Origin of the sequence: Sphingomonas sp. PP-CE-3A-406 (assembly GCF_003688625.1) — a bacterium.
GTDB lineage: Bacteria > Pseudomonadota > Alphaproteobacteria > Sphingomonadales > Sphingomonadaceae > Sphingomonas.
In genome coordinates this window covers 36,643-54,494 of the sequence record NZ_RCWY01000003.1, presented here as the reverse complement: position 1 = coordinate 54,494, position 17,852 = coordinate 36,643, and the positions used below count along the sequence as shown (strand labels likewise).

19 protein-coding genes are annotated in these 17,852 nt (G+C 65.7%); 7 read left to right on the top strand and 12 right to left on the bottom strand.

Annotation, left to right across the window (positions count from 1 at the left end):
• The 3 genes from C8J44_RS12160 (at position 1) to C8J44_RS12150 (ending at position 1,991) form a co-directional block, all read left to right on the top strand.
• A complete protein-coding gene (locus C8J44_RS12160) occupies positions 1-180 on the top strand; it encodes a hypothetical protein (RefSeq protein WP_107964462.1) in 180 nt (59 codons plus the stop codon).
• The gene (nrdR, locus tag C8J44_RS12155) at positions 181-645 is read left to right on the top strand and encodes a transcriptional regulator NrdR (protein WP_056487307.1); all 465 of its coding nucleotides are present in this window, start codon (positions 181-183) and stop codon (positions 643-645) included. It abuts the gene before it with no gap.
• A 161-nt stretch (positions 646-806) separates the two neighbouring features.
• Complete coding sequence (locus C8J44_RS12150) at positions 807-1,991, top strand: TrmH family RNA methyltransferase (RefSeq protein WP_121904770.1); 1,185 nt, start codon at positions 807-809, stop codon at positions 1,989-1,991.
• Positions 1,992-2,106: 115 nt separating this feature from the next.
• Here the strand turns inward: C8J44_RS12150 and C8J44_RS12145 are convergent, their stop codons facing one another.
• On the bottom strand, positions 2,107-2,373 hold the full coding sequence (locus C8J44_RS12145) for a chorismate mutase (RefSeq protein WP_404969210.1): 267 nt from the start codon (positions 2,371-2,373) through the stop codon (positions 2,107-2,109).
• Between the two features lie 196 nt (positions 2,374-2,569).
• Here C8J44_RS12145 and C8J44_RS12140 point away from each other — a divergent pair, with 196 nt between their 5' ends.
• From C8J44_RS12140 to C8J44_RS12125, 4 genes are all read left to right on the top strand, one after another.
• Positions 2,570-2,773 (top strand): hypothetical protein, encoded by a 204-nt coding sequence (locus tag C8J44_RS12140; RefSeq protein WP_121904768.1) that lies wholly within the window; start codon positions 2,570-2,572, stop codon positions 2,771-2,773.
• Positions 2,774-3,005: 232 nt separating this feature from the next.
• The gene (rpsD, locus tag C8J44_RS12135) at positions 3,006-3,620 is read left to right on the top strand and encodes a 30S ribosomal protein S4 (protein WP_056053294.1); all 615 of its coding nucleotides are present in this window, start codon (positions 3,006-3,008) and stop codon (positions 3,618-3,620) included.
• A gap of 187 nt (positions 3,621-3,807) precedes the next feature.
• A complete protein-coding gene (locus tag C8J44_RS12130) occupies positions 3,808-5,439 on the top strand; it encodes a M28 family peptidase (RefSeq protein ID WP_121905430.1) in 1,632 nt (543 codons plus the stop codon).
• Between the two features lies 1 nt (position 5,440).
• A complete protein-coding gene (locus tag C8J44_RS12125) occupies positions 5,441-6,412 on the top strand; it encodes an agmatine deiminase family protein (protein WP_121904767.1) in 972 nt (323 codons plus the stop codon).
• Between the two features lie 162 nt (positions 6,413-6,574).
• On the opposite strand, the gene C8J44_RS12120 is transcribed toward C8J44_RS12125, so the two are convergent.
• From C8J44_RS12120 to coxB, 11 genes are all read right to left on the bottom strand, one after another.
• Positions 6,575-7,444, bottom strand: a complete 870-nt coding sequence (locus C8J44_RS12120) for a class I SAM-dependent methyltransferase (protein ID WP_121904766.1) — start codon at positions 7,442-7,444, stop codon at positions 6,575-6,577.
• Positions 7,441-8,841 carry a threonine synthase gene (gene thrC / locus C8J44_RS12115; RefSeq protein ID WP_121904765.1) on the bottom strand — a complete coding sequence of 467 codons (1,401 nt, stop codon included), beginning with the start codon at positions 8,839-8,841 and terminating at the stop codon, positions 7,441-7,443. The genes C8J44_RS12120 and thrC overlap by 4 nt, the downstream gene beginning before the upstream one ends.
• Before the next feature lie 80 nt (positions 8,842-8,921).
• Positions 8,922-9,542, bottom strand: coding sequence for an SURF1 family cytochrome oxidase biogenesis protein (locus tag C8J44_RS12110; RefSeq protein ID WP_259466840.1), 621 nt, complete (start codon positions 9,540-9,542; stop codon positions 8,922-8,924).
• Positions 9,539-9,922, bottom strand: coding sequence for a DUF983 domain-containing protein (locus tag C8J44_RS12105; protein WP_107964468.1), 384 nt, complete (start codon positions 9,920-9,922; stop codon positions 9,539-9,541). Before C8J44_RS12105 ends, C8J44_RS12110 begins: the two co-directional genes overlap by 4 nt.
• 253 nt (positions 9,923-10,175) lie before the next feature.
• Positions 10,176-11,102, bottom strand: coding sequence for a cytochrome c oxidase subunit 3 (locus C8J44_RS12100; RefSeq protein ID WP_107954064.1), 927 nt, complete (start codon positions 11,100-11,102; stop codon positions 10,176-10,178).
• A gap of 30 nt (positions 11,103-11,132) precedes the next feature.
• A complete protein-coding gene (locus tag C8J44_RS12095; protein ID WP_093400509.1) occupies positions 11,133-11,684 on the bottom strand; it encodes a cytochrome c oxidase assembly protein in 552 nt (183 codons plus the stop codon).
• Positions 11,684-11,833 carry a hypothetical protein gene (locus tag C8J44_RS18500; protein ID WP_183128839.1) on the bottom strand — a complete coding sequence of 50 codons (150 nt, stop codon included), beginning with the start codon at positions 11,831-11,833 and terminating at the stop codon, positions 11,684-11,686. The genes C8J44_RS12095 and C8J44_RS18500 overlap by 1 nt, the downstream gene beginning before the upstream one ends.
• Positions 11,830-12,729: a heme o synthase gene (locus tag C8J44_RS12090; RefSeq protein WP_121904764.1), complete on the bottom strand. Its 900-nt coding sequence runs from the start codon at positions 12,727-12,729 to the stop codon at positions 11,830-11,832. Before C8J44_RS12090 ends, C8J44_RS18500 begins: the two co-directional genes overlap by 4 nt.
• 54 nt (positions 12,730-12,783) lie before the next feature.
• The gene (locus C8J44_RS12085) at positions 12,784-14,256 is read right to left on the bottom strand and encodes a hypothetical protein (protein WP_121904763.1); all 1,473 of its coding nucleotides are present in this window, start codon (positions 14,254-14,256) and stop codon (positions 12,784-12,786) included.
• A 433-nt stretch (positions 14,257-14,689) separates the two neighbouring features.
• Positions 14,690-16,354, bottom strand: coding sequence for a cytochrome c oxidase subunit I (ctaD, locus tag C8J44_RS12080; protein ID WP_121904762.1), 1,665 nt, complete (start codon positions 16,352-16,354; stop codon positions 14,690-14,692).
• A gap of 1 nt (position 16,355) precedes the next feature.
• Positions 16,356-17,522: a cytochrome c oxidase subunit II gene (gene coxB / locus C8J44_RS12075; RefSeq protein WP_259466839.1), complete on the bottom strand. Its 1,167-nt coding sequence runs from the start codon at positions 17,520-17,522 to the stop codon at positions 16,356-16,358.
• Positions 17,523-17,852: the final 330 nt, after the last annotated feature.

The following is a 17,852-nucleotide window of genomic DNA, read 5'->3' as shown; positions in this document are numbered from 1 at the left end:
ATGTCGAAGATTGACGACCTTCAGAACGACATCAAGGCGACGCCGGGTCTCGGCAAGAGCATGGCCAAGTGGAGCGCGCTCGGTGCGGTCGTCGCGATCCCGGTGCCGGTGATCGGCCCGATCTTCGGCGCACTCGCGGGCGCGGGCTACGCCTATTACAAGGGCAAGAAGAAGGTCTGAATGCGCTGCCCCTTCTGCGGACATGAAGACAGCCAGGTAAAGGACAGCCGCCCCACCGAAGACGGGGCGGCGATCCGGCGTCGGCGACAATGCGAAGGCTGCGCCGCGCGTTTCACGACGTTCGAGCGCATCCAGCTGCGCGAGCTGTTCGTGCTGAAGAGCGAGGGGCGGAGAGAGCCGTTCGACCGCGAGAAGCTGCTACGGTCGTTGTCGATCGCGACCAGGAAGCGGGCGATCGAGGCGGGGCGGATCGAGAAGCTGGTGAGCGGGATCCAGCGGCGGCTAGAGACGCTGGGCGAGAACGACGTGACGTCGAAGCGGATCGGCGAGATGGTGATGGACGGGCTCAAGGGGCTCGATTCCGTGGCGTATATCCGGTTTGCGAGTGTGTATCGGGACTTTAGCGAGGCTAAGGACTTCGAGGCTTTTGCCGGGAGTGTTGAGGAGGTTGGGCGGGCCGAGTGATGCGCTCGCTTACCTGCCCTTCGACTTCGCTCAGGACGAACGGGTAGGGGGCGGGTAGGGATGATGTCCGCCCCCGATGGTAAGTCCCCCTCCCCCCCCGTTCGTCCTGAGCAAAGTCGAAGGACTTGTCCGAACGCCACGCCCCCGCGTAAGCCGCCCCGATGACATTCTGGGCTTATGTGGTGCGCTGCGCCGACGACAGTTATTACACCGGACACACCGATAACCTGGAGCGCAGGATCGGCCAGCACAACCTCGGCGAGATATCGGGATACACCCAGACGCGCCGGCCGGTGACGCTCATGTGGTGCCAGGATTTCGGCAGCCGGCAGGAAGCGCTCGCCGCGGAGTTTCAGGTCAAGGGCTGGTCGCGGCGCAAGAAGGAAGCGCTCGCGCGTGAGGATTGGGCGGATCTGCACGACGCGGCGATCCCCCCGCGGGAACGTGCCCTTCGACTTCGCTCAGGGCGAACGGAAGGGGGGGAGGGCATCTCTTCGGAAGAGGGGAAGCACGTCATCTCGGGTGGTGAGACCTACGACCGATCGGAAGAGGGGAAGGGGCCACCATCTCCCCCTTCCGTTCGTGCTGAGCGAAGTCGAAGCACCTTGGCGGAAGAAACCCCACCCCCCGTCATAATCCTCGTCCGCCCCCAACTCGGCGAAAACATCGGCAAGGCCGCGCGCGCCATGCTGAACTTCGGCCTAACCGAAATGCGTCTCGTGTCCCCCAGAGACGGCTGGCCCAACCCCTCCGCCGGCCCGGCCGCCAGCGGTGCCGACATCGTGCTCCAGAACGCGAAGGTCTACGACAGCGTTGCCGCCGCCACCGCCAATTGCGCGCAGATCTACGCCACCACGGTGCGCAAGCGCGGCGTCACCAAGCCGGTCGTGACCCCCGAACAGGCTGCGACCGAGATCCACGCCGCGCCCGGCCGCTCCGCCATCCTGTTCGGGCCCGAGCGCTCCGGCCTCGAAACCGACGACGTCGCGGTCGCGCGGACGATCATCACGGTGCCGATTAATCCGGAGTTCGGCTCGCTCAACCTCGCCCAGGCGGTGATCCTGGTGGCTTACGAATGGTCGAAGGGCCTCACCGCCGAGCGCGAGCTGTCGCAGCCGTCGATCAACCCGATCATGCCGCCCGCACCGCAGGAGGAGCTCGACGGGATGATCGGGCAGCTCGATGCGATGCTGATGGGGGCGGGGTTCTTCCACCTGCCCGACAAGATGCAGTCGACACGGCGAACGCTGCGGACGCTACTGACCAAGCCGGGCTGGTCGAGCCAGGAAATCCGGACTCTCCGCGGGGTGCTGTCGTCGCTGGCGGGAAAGAAGCCGCGGCCCTGATTTTCCGATCGGGCCGCTTCTTCCGTTCTCCGCCTTCCGTTCGCCCTGAGCGAAGTCGAAGGGTGTGCTCCAAGCGAGGGTGCTTCGACTTCGCTCAGCACGAACGGTAGTGGGGTTAGCGGCGGTCGAACGCCGCCAATTCATACGCGATCGAGGCTTCGACCAGCCTCTCCCACAGGTCCGCAATCGCCGCGTCCGGAACGCCCAGCTTCGCCGCCTCCGCCCGCGCGTTGTCGATCACCTGCGTCTTCCGCGCCTCGTCGCGCACATGGCCCCGCGCAGGCTTGATCCGCGCGGCGGCGTCCATGTACGCGAACCGCTTGGCGAGCAGCGCGACCAGTTCGCGGTCGAGCGCGTCAACGCCTGCGCGAACCTCGGTCATGGTCGTGCAGGCTGGGCCGGCCAGGGTGAAACCAGGAGGAAGGGAATTGGGCATGACGCGTCAATACCCCGGTCGGCGACGCTGTCCAGCGTAGCGCATCGTCGACGTGCCGACCGGTGCATCATTCCGGTTGCGAAACCCGGACGCGCGGGTCACGCTCTCGTCGCTACTCCACTCATGACGTTCGAGGTCCGCTATGATCCTGATTTCGATGATCGCTGCCTTGGCGATGCAGGCTGTCCCTGCGGCTATCGTGGCAAAACCGGTCGCCGATCCCGACAAGAAGATCTGTCGCAACGAGACGACGACCGGCAGCATCATGGGTCACTCGGTCTGCCACACGCGCGGAATGGGCGGCGATAGGCAGAACGGAGTCGGGTGGTCGCGACAATTTCCGTGATCAGACCACCAATCCGGGACTACCCAGCCTGAGTGGACGCGGCAGCTGACGGGCTTGCCGACTTGACCGGGCCGCGCGTTTCGGACATAGGCCCGCGCTTCGCGACAGGCTCCGCACCCCGGTGAAGCGGATGCCCTGCCCCATGGATCTCGTCCACGGCCAGCAGGCGATACCGGGAATGATCCGCTCCAGCGATGGCGCGGGTTCGTCACAAGCTGCCAAGGACTTACTTATGTCGAAGCGTCAAAGCGCGAAGTACAAGCTCGATCGCCGTATGGGCGAGAACATCTGGGGCCGTCCCAAGTCGCCCGTCAACAAGCGCGAATACGGCCCGGGCCAGCACGGCCAGCGCCGCAAGGGCAAGGTCAGCGATTTCGGTATCCAGCTGCGCGCCAAGCAGAAGCTCAAGGGCTATTACGGCGACGTGACCGAGAAGCAGTTCCGTGCGTGCTACCACGAGGCTGCGCGTCTGAAGGGCGATACCTCGCAGAACCTGATCGGCCTGCTCGAGCAGCGTCTCGACATGATCGTCTACCGCGCCAAGTTCGCACCGACGATCTTCGCGGCACGCCAGATCGTCTCGCACGGCCACATCCGCGTCAACGGCGTGAAGTGCAACATCGCCTCGCGTCGCTGCTTCGTCGGCGACGAGATCACGCTGGGTTCGAAGGCGCAGGAAATGGCGCTGGTCATGGAAGCCCAGAGCCTCGCCGAGCGCGAGATCCCCGACTACGTCGCCACCGACGGCGCGGCCAAGGTTACCTTCACGCGTGTCCCGACGCTCGATGAGGTGCCTTACCCGGTGAAGATGGAGCCGAATCTGGTCGTCGAATTTTACTCGCGTTAAGCCGAGAAAATTCGTCGACCGGCCGGCGTCGCTCAAGCGACGTCCGACGACGTGGCTTTGCCACGGCGCGGTTTGGAACAGAAAAGGGCGGTCCTGCGGGGCCGCCCTTTTTTTGTTGCGCCTTGTCGCCTCGTGGACATGCGCGCCGGGCTTTGCCAGAACGCGCGCAACCAAATGGGGAATGATCATGCGCGTTGCCATCCTGCCTCTCCTGCTGCTCGGGACCGCTGCGTCCGCGCAGACGACCCCCGCGATTTCGGTCGAGACGTTGAAGACCGTCACGCAGGTGCTCTCGTCGGACGCCTACGAAGGCCGCGCGCCGACCACGCCCGCGGAGGCGAAGACGGTCGCGTATATCGTCGAGCGGATGAAGGCGGCGGGGCTGAAGCCCGGCAACAAGGGGGCTTGGACACAGGACGTGCCGATGGTGCAGATCACCGCGGGCAACGTGCAACCCTATGTCTTCACCGGCGGCAAGGCGCCCGTCAGCCTGAACTTCCGCACCGACATGGTCGCAGGCACTTACCGGGTCGTGCCGAAGGTGTCGGTAGCGAACAGCGACGTGGTGTTCGTCGGCTACGGCATCACCGCGCCCGAAAAGGGCTGGGACGATTATGCCGGCACCGACGTGAAGGGGAAGACCGTGGTCATCCTCATCAACGATGCCGACTGGCAGACGATGTCGCGCGAGGGGCCTTTCGAGGGGCGCGCGATGACGTGGTACGGGCGCTGGCCGTACAAGTTCGAGAACGCCGCCAAGCACGGCGCGGCGGCGGCGATCATCGTCCACGATACCGAGCCCGCGGCGTATCCTTGGGCGGTGGTGCAGTCGTCGTGGACCGGGCCGCAGCTCGAGCTGGACGAGAAGGGCGATCATCTCGACCAGTCGCAGATCGTCGGCTGGATGCAGAAGCCCGCGGCGGAGCGCGTGTTCGCGAGTGCGGGCAAGGATTACGCGACGCTGGCGGCGGCGGCGAAGGTGAAGGGGTTCAAGGCGGTCCCGCTCGGACTGAAGTTCGGCGGCGGGTTCGACAACACGATCAAGCGGCAGGCGTCGAAGAACGTGATCGGCGTGCTGCCGGGGACGGCTGCGCCCAATGACTACGTGCTGTACTCGGCGCATTGGGATCATCTCGGGCGTTGCGACGCGGTCGATGGCGACGACATCTGCAACGGGGCGGCGGATAACGCGACCGGTGTCGCGGGGCTGGTGGCGCTGGCCGAGGCTCAGGTGAAGGCGGGGCCGGCCAAGCGCTCGATCGCGTTCCTGGCGGTGACGGCGGAGGAGTCCGGGCTGCTCGGGTCGCGCTATTATGCCGAGCATCCGATCTATCCGCTCGCGCATACCGTCGGCGGCGTGAACATGGACGTGCTGAACGTTGACGGCCGGGCGAAGGACTTCGTGCTGACCGGCGCGGGGAAGTCCGAGATCGAGGATCTGGTGAAGCCGTTCGTCGCCGCCGAGGGCCGGGTGATCGGCGTCGAGGCGAACCCGGAGCGTGGCGGCTATTACCGGTCGGATCACTTCAGTTTTGCGAAGCTCGGCGTGCCGATGCTCGATGGCGGTAGCGGTGAGGATCTGGTCGTCGGTGGTACCGCGGCGGGCCATGCCGCGCGCGAGGATTATGTCGCGCACCGGTATCACAAGCCCGCGGACGAATATGATGCGAAGTGGGACTGGTCGGGTGCGGTCGAGGATCTGACGATCTATTACGGGCTCGGGCGCAAGCTCGCGGACGATACCAGTCTGTGGCCGAACTGGTATAAGACCGCCGAATTCCGCGGCATTCGTGACCGCGATCGCGCAGGAGCCAAGTAACGTGACCACGACCGTCTCGACACCCGCCGAATGGGCGCACCACAAGGCCGTCTGGATCGGCTTTCCGAGCCATGCGGACCTGTGGTTGGAGGACCTTGAGCCCGCGCGGGACGAGGTCGTCGCGTTTGCCAAGGCAGTGCATGCCGGCGGCAAGGGCGAGACGGTGATTCTGGTCGCGGCGGACGTCGGCTCGGCAACGACGGCCAAGCGTCTTGCCCCGTTCGCGGACGTGGTGGTCGAGCCGTTCGGCGATATCTGGCTGCGCGATACCGCGCCGATCATCGTCGGCGACGGCAGCGCGCGGGACTTCCGGTTCAACGGCTGGGGCGGGAAGTACGACCTGCCCGGCGACGACACGATCGGGCAGCGGTTGGCGGAAAGCCGGCACAAGCGGGTCGAGGCGTGCGACTGGGTGCTCGAGGGCGGTGCGATCGATGGCGATGGTACCGGGACGGTCGTGACGACGCAGCAGTGCCTGCTCAACCGCAACCGCAATCCGTCGCTGAGCAAGGCGGAGATCGAGGCGCGGCTGGCGTCCGATCTTGGCTACACTCGCGTGGTGTGGCTGGGGGACGGGCTGGTCAACGATCACACCGATGGCCATGTCGACAACCTCGCGCGCTTCGTCGGCGAGGGGCGGGTGGCGATCCCGAAGGCGACCGACAACGACCCGAACTGGCAGGTGTACCAGAACGCCGCGCGGGATGCCGAGGCGGCCGGGCTGGAGGTCGTGACGATCCCTTCGCCGGGGCGCGTGCTGCGCGACGAGGAGGTCGTGCCGGCGAGCTACATGAACTTCTATATCGGCAATGCCGCGGTGGTGGTGCCTTTGTACGGAGCGGAGAACGACCAGGCGGCGGTGGTGGCGATCCAGGCTCTGTTCCCGGACCGCGAAGTGGTCGGGCAACGTGCGGATCATATCCTGACGGGTGGCGGGAGCTTCCACTGCATCTCGCAGCAGATTCCGGGGTAGGTCCGTCCGCGGCCATGGACGATAAGCTCTAAACCAATCACAACCCCGGCGAAGGCCGGGGCCCAATTGGGGGACGTAGCCAACGGAGGACCGTCCTTCGTTACGCCAACCTTTCCAATTGGGCCCCGGCCTTCGCCGGGGTGGTGCCTAATAAAAGCGGGCTCAGCGGCTCCAGCGGGCCCAGATTGCCGTCGGGAGCGTCAGGCCGCGCGCTTCCTCGCGTACACCCAACTCACCGACTTCAACCTTGCCCGGCAGATCCGCGAACACCTGGTTCAACAGTTCGCCGATCGCCAGCGCCGACATCCGCACCGCGTAGACCGTCAGGAACAGGAAGCGGGAGTTCTCGTCGAGGAGTTTCCGGCAGTCGGCGATCAGCTTGGGGAGGTCTTCCTCCAACCGCCAGACTTCCCCTTCCGGCCCACGCCCATATTTCGGCGGATCGAGCAGGATCCCATCATACCGCCGCCCGCGCCGAACCTCGCGTGCGACGAACTTCGCCGCGTCGTCGGTCATCCAGCGGATCGGCGCGTCGGCCATGCCCGACAGCTTCGCGTTGGCCTTGGCCGCCTCGACCGACTTCTTCGACGCATCGACGTGCACCATACGGACGCCCTTGGTCGCCATCGCCAGCGTGCCGACGCCGGTATAGCCAAACAGGTTCATGCATTCGGGCGAGTCGAGCCCCGCGACGCGCTCGCGCATCCAGCTCCACACCGGCGCCATGTCGGGAAAGAAGCCGAGATGGCGGAACGGGGTGGTCTGCGCGGTGTACGACACCTCGTTCCACTTGAGCGTCCAGCCTTCGCGGGGCACAGGCTCGGAGAATTCCCAGCGGCCGCCGCCGTCTTCGTCCGAGCCAGGAACGAATTCGCCCTGCGCCTGCCAGTCGGTCGAGGCCGGCGCCCACATTGCCTGCGGCTCGGGGCGGATGAAGCGGAAGCGGCCATAGCGCTCGAGCTTCTTGCCGTGGCCCGAGTCGATGAGGCCGTAATCCGCCCAGGGTTCGCCGATGAGGGTTTCCAGCTTCATGCGGACGGCTTCGCGCGCTCGGTGATGTAGGCGGTGATCGCGTCGAAGGTCGCCGGCAGCGTGGCGTAGCGCTCTTCGCGGTCCAACAGGTCGCCGACGCGGGTGGGCAGCGAGGGGCGGACGCCGGTGGCGCGCTCGACCGCGTCGCCGAACTTGGCCGGGTGCGCGGTGGCGAGTGTCACGATCGGTACGCCAGCGGGGACTTCGGTGCGCAGGGCGGCGGCGAGGCCGATCGCGGTGTGCGGGTCGATCACTTGGCCCGCGTGCTCGTGCGCCCAGCGCATCGCCAAGGTCATGTCGTCGAGGTCGATGCGCTCGCTCTGGAAGAGGGCGGAGGCACCCTGCGATTGTGCGTTGGTCAGGCGCATCGCACCCGCGGATTCGAAGCCGGCCATCTGTGCAGCGAGCGCTGCGCCATCACGGTCGCCGAGGTCGAACAACAGGCGTTCGAAGTTCGAACTGACCTGGATGTCCATCGACGGGGTCGGGGTCTGCTGGACGCCGCCCTTCGAATAATCGCCGGTGCTGAGCGCGCGGTGGAGGATGTCGTTGACGTTGGTCGCGACCACCAGCTTGGCGACGGGGAGGCCCATCTTAGCCGCGACATAGCCCGCGAACACGTCGCCGAAATTGCCGGTCGGGACCGCGAACGCGACCTCGCGATCAGGCGCGCCGAGGCGGACGGCGGCGTAGAAGAAATACACCACCTGCGCCATCAGGCGCGCCCAGTTGATCGAATTGACCGCCGACAGCGCGAATTTGGTCGAGAAGGCGCGGTCGTTGAACATCGCCTTCACCAGCGCCTGCGCGTCGTCGAAGCTGCCTTCGATCGCGATGTTGTAAACGTTGGGGCTGAGCACCGTGGTCATCTGGCGGCGCTGCACGTCGGAGATGCGGCCGACCGGGTGGAGCATGAAGATGTCGATCCCGGCGCGCCCCGCGACCGCGTCGATCGCCGCCGAGCCGGTGTCGCCGCTGGTCGCGCCGACGATCGTCAGGCGCTTGTCGGTGCCGGCGAGGAAGCGCTCGAAGAACAGGCCGAGCAGCTGGAGCGCGACGTCCTTGAACGCGAGCGTCGGGCCGTGGAAGAGCTCGAGCAGCCACTGGTCGTGGTCGAGCTGCACGAGCGGGACGACCGCGGCGTGCGAGAACCGGCCATAGGCCTGCTCGCAGAGCGCCTTCAGTTCCTCGCGCGTCATCGCGTCGCCGATGAACGGCGCCATTACGGCAACCGCGGTGTCGACATAGGAAAGCCCGGCGAGCGCGGCGATCTCGTCGCGGGTCAGCGTCGGCCACGCGTCGGGAAGGTAGAGGCCGCCATCGGAGGCGAGGCCGGCGAGCGTCGCCGCTTCGAAATCCAGGACGGGGGCCGAGCCGCGGGTGCTGATGTAACGCATGGCCAAGCCGGTTAGCGAATGGGGGAGAAGGCGACAAGCTGCGCGCACCTCTCGTTTTCCTGCGAACGCAGGAATACGGCTTATCGCGTAGCGGGTTCTGTCCGCGGCCGGCGGCGCAGCGCCAAAGTGTAGATGATCGCGGCGATGGCGGCGAAGAAGAACCATTGGCCGGCATAGGCGAGGTGGTTGTTCGGCACCGACGCGATGTCGGGCTTGCCGTTGGGGCTAAGGCCGGCCTGCGGCGTGGCCGCGACCAGCATCAGGCGCTGCGGGGTGTGATCGAACAGCGATCCGATCAGCGAGCGGCCGTCAGGCGCGTGGCTGATGTAGCCGGAGACTTCGCCACCGGCCCAGGTGATCTTGGCCATCGGATCGCGCGTGGTGCCGAGCTGGACGATCATGCCGGGTCCTTCAGCGCCGGTTCGGCAGTCGGCGATTGCGCGGAAGCCGGATTTGCCGGCGCCGGCAAGCTTGATGTTGGTCGGCTGGAGGCAGAGGCCCGAGGCGCGGCGGAACAGCAGCGTCTCGTCGGGGATGCGCGGGAAGGCCATTGGCGGCTTGGCGGGGTTGGCGGCGAGCTGGGCGAGGAAGGCCTCCTTTTTCGGGAGGCGGTCGAGGAGTTGCCACAGGCCGAGCGCGATCATCGCCGCGATCGCGAGCGTGACGAGGATTGTCGGGATTATCGGAATGCGTCGGGTCACGGGTCGATTCGGCCTTCGCGGGCTGCGTTGCGGTATTCGGCGGACATGAGCGCGCCCTTGGCTGCTCGGAGCGAGAGGACGACTCCGCCGGCGGTGAAGGGGATCCAGATCAGCATATGCAGCCAGAGCGGGGGATGGACTTTGAGTTCGAGCGTGATCGCGAGCGCGACGACGAGCGCGCCGAGGATCAGGGTCAGGAATGCGGCAGGGCCGTCGCCGACGTTGAACTTGCTGAAGTCGAGCCCGCAGTTGGGGCAACGGTCGGCGAAGTTGGACCATTTCGCGAATAGCGTGGGCTTGCCGCAGCGGGGGCACAGGCCTTTTAGCGCGACCTGGGCGATCGTGGGGGCGTTGGCAAGCGGGTATGGATCTTCGGTCATGCGGTCAGCGCTCTCCCTTGTTTCCCCGCGAAGGCGGGGATCCAGACTGGGCTCCCGCCTTCGCGGGAGAACACGGTAAGGGAGCGACGGTTGGTTCGCGTCCGTGCCGCATCCAAAACCGCCGCCACCCCGGCGAAGGCCGGGGCCCAATCGGGGGACGCCGCTAACTGCGGACAGCGCTTAGATACTGCGACCTTCCCAATTGGGCCCCGGCCTACGCCGGGGTGGTCACCATAAACTAGTCGATCGAAGCTCAACCGCCGTGGACGGGGGCGCCCCAGCCGCCCCAGACGTAGACGGTGACGAACAGGAACAGCCACACGACGTCGACGAAGTGCCAGTACCAGGCAGCCGCCTCGAAGCCGAAATGCTGGCGCGGGGTGAAGTCGCCGCGGTAAGCGCGGACGAGGCAGACGATCAGGAAGATCGTGCCGATCAGCACGTGAAAACCGTGGAAGCCAGTCGCCATGAAGAACGACGCGCCGTAGTTGATCCCCTTGAACGGGAACGGCGCGTGGGCGTACTCGTATGCCTGGATCGAGCTGAACAGGATCCCCAGGATCACGGTCAGCCACAGGCCCTTGAGCACGCCGTCGCGGTTGCCGACGCCGATCAGGCCCCAAGCCCCCGTCTTCTCGCCGCCGCGCTGGTTGTGGATCAGCGCGTGGTGCGCCCAGGTCACCGTGGTGCCCGAGGTCAGCAGGATCAGCGTGTTGAGCAGGGGGAGTTCGAACGGGTTGATGACCGTCAGGCCTTTTGGGGGCCACTGCGCGACGATCGCCGCGCCGCCCTCGACCGCGCGCGTGACCGTGCCGTCGGCGAAGGTCATCGCGGTCGGGAACAGCGAGAAGTCGAAGAACGCCCAGAACCAGCCGACGAAGAACATCACTTCGGAGGCGATGAACAGGATCATGCCGTAGCGGAAATGAAGCTGGACGACGGGTGTGTGGTCGCCCGCGCGGGCCTCGTGCACGACCTGCGTCCACCAGGAATACATCGTGAAGAGCACGCCCGCGAGGCCGATGAAGAACACCCAGCCGCCGCCATTGGGCTTGTCGATATGGCCGCCGTGCATCCACATGATGCCGCCGACCGCCATGATCAGCGCCGAGAACGATCCGACCAGCGGCCAGATGCTCGGCGGCAGGATGTGGTAATCATGGTTCTTGGCGCCGGCCATCGGTACTCCCCTATTTTCTTTGGCGACGTTCTAGCTGGCTGTTTTCGCAGAATCCACCGGGTAAAACGTATAGCTGAGCGTGATCGTCTGGATATCGGCCGCGTCGGGGTCGGTCAGAATCTTCGGATCGACGAAGAAGATCACCGGCATCCGCGCGGTCTCGCCGGGTTTCAACGTCTGCTGCGTGAAGCAGAAACACTGGATCTTGGTAAAATACTTGCCGGCCTGCGCGGGCTGGACGTTGAACGTCGCGGTGCCGGTCAGTGGCTTGTTCGAGGTGTTGGTCGCGGTGAAGAACGCCATGTCGCGCGCGCCGATATCGACCGTGTCCGAGCGATTTTCGGGCGTGAATTTCCACGGCAGCTTGGGGCTGACGTTGGTGTCGAAGTCGATCTGGATCTTGTGGTCGACCGCGCCGGGGGCGGCCAGCCCGCGGTTGGTGGTGCCGTTGAGTCCGGTCGCCGCGCAGAACAGGCGGTAAAGCGGCACGCTCGCCCAGGCGAGCCCGGTCATGAAGCAGATGAAGAGCACCGCGAGCGCCGCGGTGCGATTGGTACGCGACATGGCCTTCCACCCGGCCATCAGTGCGGCATCCCCGCGCGGATCTTGGCGATCGAGATTGCGAAGACGAGGATGACGAACGCGCCGAGCAGGAGGGCCATTATGCGCGCTCGACCGCGCTGGCGGCTGCGGATGAGATCCTCCTCGCGGATGGGATCGGGAATGCTCACGCGAACCACCGATCGACGACCAGCGCGCCGAACATCACGAACAGATACAGGATCGAGTATTTGAACAAGGCCTTCTCCGGTTTCATCGCATCATCGGCGTGCGTGGTGCGCTTCGCGACGCGGACGGCGAGCAACGCGAACCAACCGGTCAGCAGGACGGCCGCGACGCCGTAGATCGCACCCGTCAGCCCGAGCGGCCAGGGCAGGATCGCGACCGCCGCCATCGGGATCGTGTAGAGCCCGATCTGCGTCCGCGTGGTGCGTTCGCCCGACACGACCGGGAGCATCGGTACGCCCGCGGCGGCGTAATCGCTCTTCATGAACAGCGCGAGCGCCCAGAAATGCGGCGGGGTCCACAGGAACACGAACAGGAACAGCAGGACGGGCAGCAGCGCGACGTCGCCGGTCGCCGCGGCCCAGCCGATCAGCGGCGGGAAAGCGCCCGCGGCCCCGCCGATCACGATGTTCTGCGGCGTGCGGCGCTTGAGCCAGACGGTGTAGATCAGCACGTAGAAGAGGATCGACACCGTCAGGATCGCAGCGGCGACCGCGTTGACCGCGAATCCCATGAACAGGACCGAGAACGCGCCTAGGCCGACGCCGAAGTGCAGCGCCGCCTGGCGGTCCATCCGGCCATCGGGAAGCGGGCGCTTCTGCGTGCGGCGCATGACCGCGTCGATGTCCGACTCGTACCATTGGTTAAGCGCCCCCGCGGCGCCGGCGCCAAGCGCGATGCAGAGGATCGCGGTGAAGCCGATCACCGGATGCACACCGACCGGGGCTGCGAGCATCCCGCAAAGGCCGGTGAAGACGACGAGCGTCATCACGCGCGGCTTGGTCAGCGCAAGGAAATCGCGCCAATGCGCCGGTGGCAGAAGGGGGGTGGCAGGAGTCATGGTTCGGGTATGCTATACGCGCTGCGGCCGATGTCGGAAAGCCTTCGTGACGGCTCAGCGGTTTGCCCTGTTCCTGGGTACAGCTTGGTGGATAACCGCGGTATCGTCCGCGTAGATCCGCCGCCAAGCAGGGTCATGGTCGAGCAGGCTGACCAGTGGCGAGCGCGGCGGCAGGATGGTCCAGCCGAAATGCCATTTCGCATTCGCCGCACGCCAGCGATCCGCGTCGCCGCGGGCAATCGCAAAATAGTCGAGCGTGAAGGCGTCGCCGTACATGTCGGTTCGTCCATCGATATACGGACGGATGCCCGCGAGGATCAGCGATCCGCCGAAACCGTATTCGTTGAAGACGCGCTGGTGGCGCAGCGGCGCGGGCAGATGTGCGAGCGCGGTAATAGGAATGCCCTTGGTCTCGGCGCGGACGACCGGCACGGCGACGCGGTAGGCGGTCAGCCCGATTGCAAGGATCGATATCAGGACGGCGATCGTGAGTCGGTCCGGGCTTGGCGTGAAGCGTTTCGAAACGCTGGTATCGCGGCTCCGCCACGCGCGGCCGAGCGGCTTGGCCAGCACGAGAAGGCCGACGGTCACGAGGATGATCTCGTGGCGGGTGTGCTGCAGCGTCATGTGAAGCATGCCGAGTACCAGCAGCAGGCGGATCGGTGGGATCCGGATCGGTCTCGCCAATAAGAACGCGAGGCTTAGGAGCAGGATCGCCTCGAACCCGGAAAAGGTCGTGAAGTTGGACGGCTGCCATTCGTTGATCTGGCCGAGCGCCTTCAGGTCGTTGAGATAGAAGGGGAACGTCAGGCCATGCACGCCCCACGGCGTCACCGCGGCGGCGATCGTCGCGACGATCCCGAACAGTGCCCAGCGCTGGATCACGGTGAGGCGGTCCGAGGGTTTGGCGGTCAACAGCGCCTCGAGCGCGAACACGCCGACCAGCGCCAGCCCGAAGACGTAGCTGCCATGCGCATTCGCCCAGATCAGCATCGCAGCAGCCACCCATAGCGGCGGCGCGCGGTCCTGCTCGCGCGCACGCAGCAGCGCGATCGTCCAGCCGGCGAGGATCGGCAGCACCAGCATGTGTGGCCGCGCGACCAGCGACGGGATGAGCCCGGTAGCGAGCAGCAGCAGCGCGACGATACTCGCGCGTGCGCCCATCCAGCGGCGCAGTTCAGCGGCGACGAGCGCGAACAGCGTCGCCATCGCTATGCCGACTAAGACGATCAGGCCGCTCCAGCCGCCCGCCCGGTAGCTTGCGTACATCGCGACTTCGGACAGCCATTCGTGCGCGATCCAGGGACGGCCGGCGACGCTGAACGAGAAGGGATCGGTGGTCGGGACGGCAGCGTGCGCGACGATCCAGGCGCCGGCGACGAGGTGCCAGCCGGTATCGCCGTCGCGGAGCATGGTGGGGACGATGATCGTGAAGGCGAACGCTGCGAACGCGGAGAGGAGAGCGAAGGTCGAATAGGGAATGCTGATTGGCGCGTTGGGGCTGATTGGGAGTTGCGCGTTCGGCATGACGCGAGGTTAGCGCGATTGTCCTGTGGAATGGTGAATGCGAGGTGCTTGAGGTTGGGATTTGGTCAACACCATCTGGTCACCCTAGCGAAAGCTGGGGTCTCTCTCTTGGCGTGCGAGTGGAGTCCGAGGGGCAGATCCCAGCTTTCGCTCGGATGCGGGTGATGACGTACGCAGGCACTCTCTTCCTTTGTTATCCCGCGAAGGCGGGAGCCCAGACTGGGTCCCCGCCTTCGCGGGGAAACATCTTGGGGTTCAGGACGGCTGTTCAACGAAAAACGCCCCGGGTTTCCCCGAGGCGTCTTGATTCTTGGCTGGCCCCGACACGGGAGCAAGTCCCGTGTCGTCGGACGCGACGGTGCCGCGCCGGCCGGTCGGATGTGTGCGGCGGGCCGCACCGGCACGTAGCTGGCGCTACGTCGCCTCGTCCGCCTCAATCGATCCGCGGCAGCGTCTCGAACTGATGGTACGGCGGTGGCGAGGAGATCGTCCACTCCAGCGTCGTTGCGCCGTCGCCCCAGGGGTTGTCGCCCGCCGGCTTGCCTGCGATCAGCGACCAGATCAGGTTGACGAAGAACACCACCATGCCCGCGGCCATGATCATGTAGCCGACCGACGCGACCGTGTTCCAATGCTCGTACTGCGGCGTATAGTCCGGGATGCGGCGTGGCATGCCCTGAAGACCGAGGAAGTGCATCGGGAAGAACATCACGTTCACGCCGATGAAGAACACCCAGAAGTGCAGCTGGCCAAGGAACTCGTTGTACATCTTGCCGGTCATTTTCGGGAACCAGTAGTAGAACCCGGCGAACAGCGAGAACACGGCACCCAGCGACAGGACGTAGTGGAAATGCGCCACCACATAGTAGGTGTCCTGCATGTAGTCGTCGATGCCGCCGTTGGCGAGCACCACGCCGGTCACGCCACCGACGGTGAACATGAAGATGAAGCCGATCGACCATACCATCGGCGTCTTGAAGGTGAGCGAGCCACCCCACATCGTCGCGATCCACGAGAAGATCTTGATGCCGGTCGGCACCGCGATGACCATCGTCGCGGCGGTGAAATACATCTTGGTATTCACGCTCAGGCCGGTGGTGAACATGTGATGCGCCCACACGACGAACCCGACCACGCCGATCGCGACCATCGCATACGCCATGCCGAGATAACCGAAGACCGGCTTGCGGCTGAACGTCGAGATGATCTGGCTGACGATGCCGAAGCCCGGCAGGATCATGATGTAGACTTCGGGATGGCCGAAGAACCAGAACAGATGCTGGTACAGGACGGGATCGCCGCCGCCGGCCGGATCGAAGAAGGTCGTGCCGAAGTTGCGATCGGTCAGCAGCATCGTGATCGCCGCGGCGAGCACCGGCAGCGCCAGCAGCAGCAGGAACGCGGTGACGAGCATCGACCACACGAACAGCGGCATCTTGTGCAGCGTCATGCCCGGCGCACGCATGTTGAAGATCGTGGTGATGAAGTTGATCGCGCCGAGGATCGACGATGCGCCCGCGAGATGGAGCGCGAGGATCGCCATGTCGGTCGACGGTCCGGGCTCGCCGTAGGTCGAGAGCGGCGCGTAGAGCGTCCAGCCGTTACCTGCTCCGCCGAAGAACGGCGAGGCGAGCAACAGCGTGAAGGCGGGGATCAGCAGCCAGAACGACACGTTGTTCATACGCGGGAACGCCATGTCCGGCGCACCGATCATGATCGGCACGAACCAGTTGCCGAAGCCACCGACCATCGCCGGCATGACCATGAAGAACACCATGATCAGGCCGTGCGCGGTGATCAGCACGTTCCAGAGATGGAGCGATTCGTCGAGGCTGGCAGGACCGCCATGGAGCATGCTCGCCCAGCCCTGCAGATACTGGATGCCGGGATGCGCGAGCTCGGCGCGCATGAGCCCCGAGACCGAGCCGCCGATGATCCCCGCGACGATCGCGAAGATCAGGTACAGCGTGCCGATGTCCTTGTGGTTGGTCGACATGAACCAACGCGCAAAGAAGCCCGGCTTGTGATCGGTATCATGGTGATGGTCGTGCGCTTCGTGGGACACGAAGGCCGACGGGGTGAGAGCGGTGTCGGTCATCTTACTGTCCCGCGTTGCCGGCGCCGGCCGGGTTTGAGGTCGCGCCCTGCGTCGTCGCGGGAGCGGTTGCGTTGGCGGGGGTCGCTACATTCTCGACCGGGCCGGTGGCGTTGGCGGTTTCCGCCGCCTCCTCGACCTTCGCCGCGGAGCCGTCGGCGCCGGGCTGCGGGATGACCTTGTCGGACGCCTTGCCCGGGGTGGGCATCGTGCCGCCCTTGGCCTTGACCCATGCCGCGTACTCGGCGGGCGGAACCGCCTCGACCGCGATCGGCATATAGCCGTGGCGCGCTCCACAGAGTTCCGAGCACTGGCCGAAATATAGGCCGGGCTTTTCGATCGTGAAGCTGGTCTCGTTCAGGCGACCGGGGATCGCGTCGAGCTTGATCCAGAACGCTGGGACCGCCCAGCTGTGGATCACGTCGTTCGAGGTGGTGATCAGGCGGATCGGCACGCCGACGGGAAGGACGATGCGGTTGTCGGTGGCGAGCAGCTTGGGGCCGTCGGCATCGGTACGGCCACGCTCGCCAGCGGCGACGTCAGCCTTTTCCTTCAGCATGTTGGCGGTGATCTCGAAGCCGCCATTGTCCGGATACTGATAGGTCCAATACCATTGGTTACCGATCGCCTTCAGCGTGACGGCTCCCGAGGGCGCCGGCTTGAACTGCGCTTGCAGCAGACCGATCGAGGGGACTGCGATCAGCACCAGGATCACGACCGGCGCGAGCGTCCAGATGATCTCGATGAAGGTGTTGTGGCTGGTCTTCGACGCGACCGGGTTGCGCGCCTTGCGATAGCGGAAGGACACCCAGAACAGGAGCGCGAGGACGAACAGCGAGATGATCGTGATCGTCGGCACCAGGATCGAATTGTGCATCCAATGAGCGAACTGGCCGTTCTTGGTGACCTGCGGCTGGAGCCCGAACAGGCCGTCGGTCGGCTGGCCGATCATCGGCTTGACCGTCATCGCGGGCGCACCGTCCATCGCGAGCTCGGGGCTGGACGGGTTGGCGGTGGGCGTCGCGGCGGCGGTCGTCGGCGCAGTGTTCGACACACCCCCCGGAGCGGCAGCGGCTTGCGGCGCGGGTGCTGCTGACGTCGGCGTGCTCGCAGGCTGGGCGGCGTGCCCGGCGACGCCACCGAGACTCGCCAGTGCGAGCCCCGCTGCCATCGCAAATCCTCTCATCCCCATCTTGCGCATCGTTTTTCTTGACCCCGGTTTATAGCGAACCCGATTCCGGACGCGCGGATGTCTGCTTATGATTTGGGAAGAGCTATACCCAGCGCGGGGGCTCGCCTCAAGCCTTGTCTGGCATGCGCCCTTCAGGCGCCCGTACTAACCGCCCGTCATCCTGACGAAAGTCAGGATCCAGAGCCACGCAGGTCGACAGTTGTTACTCTGGATCCTGACTTTCGTCAGGATGACGGGGTAGGTGACGTGTGATGCCTGAAGCGCCGGTAGTCGTTGCACGCGGTTTCGCGCGCTCGTATCAGCACGGCC

Excerpts from the sequence above, each read along its gene's own strand:
- C8J44_RS12120 (WP_121904766.1), bottom strand. The coding sequence starts at position 7,444 with ATGAAGCTGGAAACCCTCATCGGCGAACCCTGGGCGGATTACGGCCTC.
- thrC (WP_121904765.1), bottom strand. The coding sequence starts at position 8,841 with ATGCGTTACATCAGCACCCGCGGCTCGGCCCCCGTCCTGGATTTCGAA.
- rpsD (WP_056053294.1), top strand. The coding sequence starts at position 3,006 with ATGTCGAAGCGTCAAAGCGCGAAGTACAAGCTCGATCGCCGTATGGGC.
- coxB (WP_259466839.1), bottom strand. The coding sequence starts at position 17,522 with ATGGCAGCGGGGCTCGCACTGGCGAGTCTCGGTGGCGTCGCCGGGCAC.
- ctaD (WP_121904762.1), bottom strand. The coding sequence starts at position 16,354 with ATGACCGACACCGCTCTCACCCCGTCGGCCTTCGTGTCCCACGAAGCG.
- C8J44_RS12150 (WP_121904770.1), top strand. The coding sequence starts at position 807 with ATGACATTCTGGGCTTATGTGGTGCGCTGCGCCGACGACAGTTATTAC.
- C8J44_RS12085 (WP_121904763.1), bottom strand. The coding sequence starts at position 14,256 with ATGCCGAACGCGCAACTCCCAATCAGCCCCAACGCGCCAATCAGCATT.
- C8J44_RS12105 (WP_107964468.1), bottom strand. The coding sequence starts at position 9,922 with ATGACCGAAGATCCATACCCGCTTGCCAACGCCCCCACGATCGCCCAG.
- C8J44_RS12090 (WP_121904764.1), bottom strand. The coding sequence starts at position 12,729 with ATGACTCCTGCCACCCCCCTTCTGCCACCGGCGCATTGGCGCGATTTC.
- C8J44_RS12140 (WP_121904768.1), top strand. The coding sequence starts at position 2,570 with ATGATCCTGATTTCGATGATCGCTGCCTTGGCGATGCAGGCTGTCCCT.
- C8J44_RS12095 (WP_093400509.1), bottom strand. The coding sequence starts at position 11,684 with ATGGCCGGGTGGAAGGCCATGTCGCGTACCAATCGCACCGCGGCGCTC.
- C8J44_RS12160 (WP_107964462.1), top strand. The coding sequence starts at position 1 with ATGTCGAAGATTGACGACCTTCAGAACGACATCAAGGCGACGCCGGGT.
- C8J44_RS12145 (WP_404969210.1), bottom strand. The coding sequence starts at position 2,373 with ATGACCGAGGTTCGCGCAGGCGTTGACGCGCTCGACCGCGAACTGGTC.
- C8J44_RS12130 (WP_121905430.1), top strand. The coding sequence starts at position 3,808 with ATGCGCGTTGCCATCCTGCCTCTCCTGCTGCTCGGGACCGCTGCGTCC.
- nrdR (WP_056487307.1), top strand. The coding sequence starts at position 181 with ATGCGCTGCCCCTTCTGCGGACATGAAGACAGCCAGGTAAAGGACAGC.
- C8J44_RS12100 (WP_107954064.1), bottom strand. The coding sequence starts at position 11,102 with ATGGCCGGCGCCAAGAACCATGATTACCACATCCTGCCGCCGAGCATC.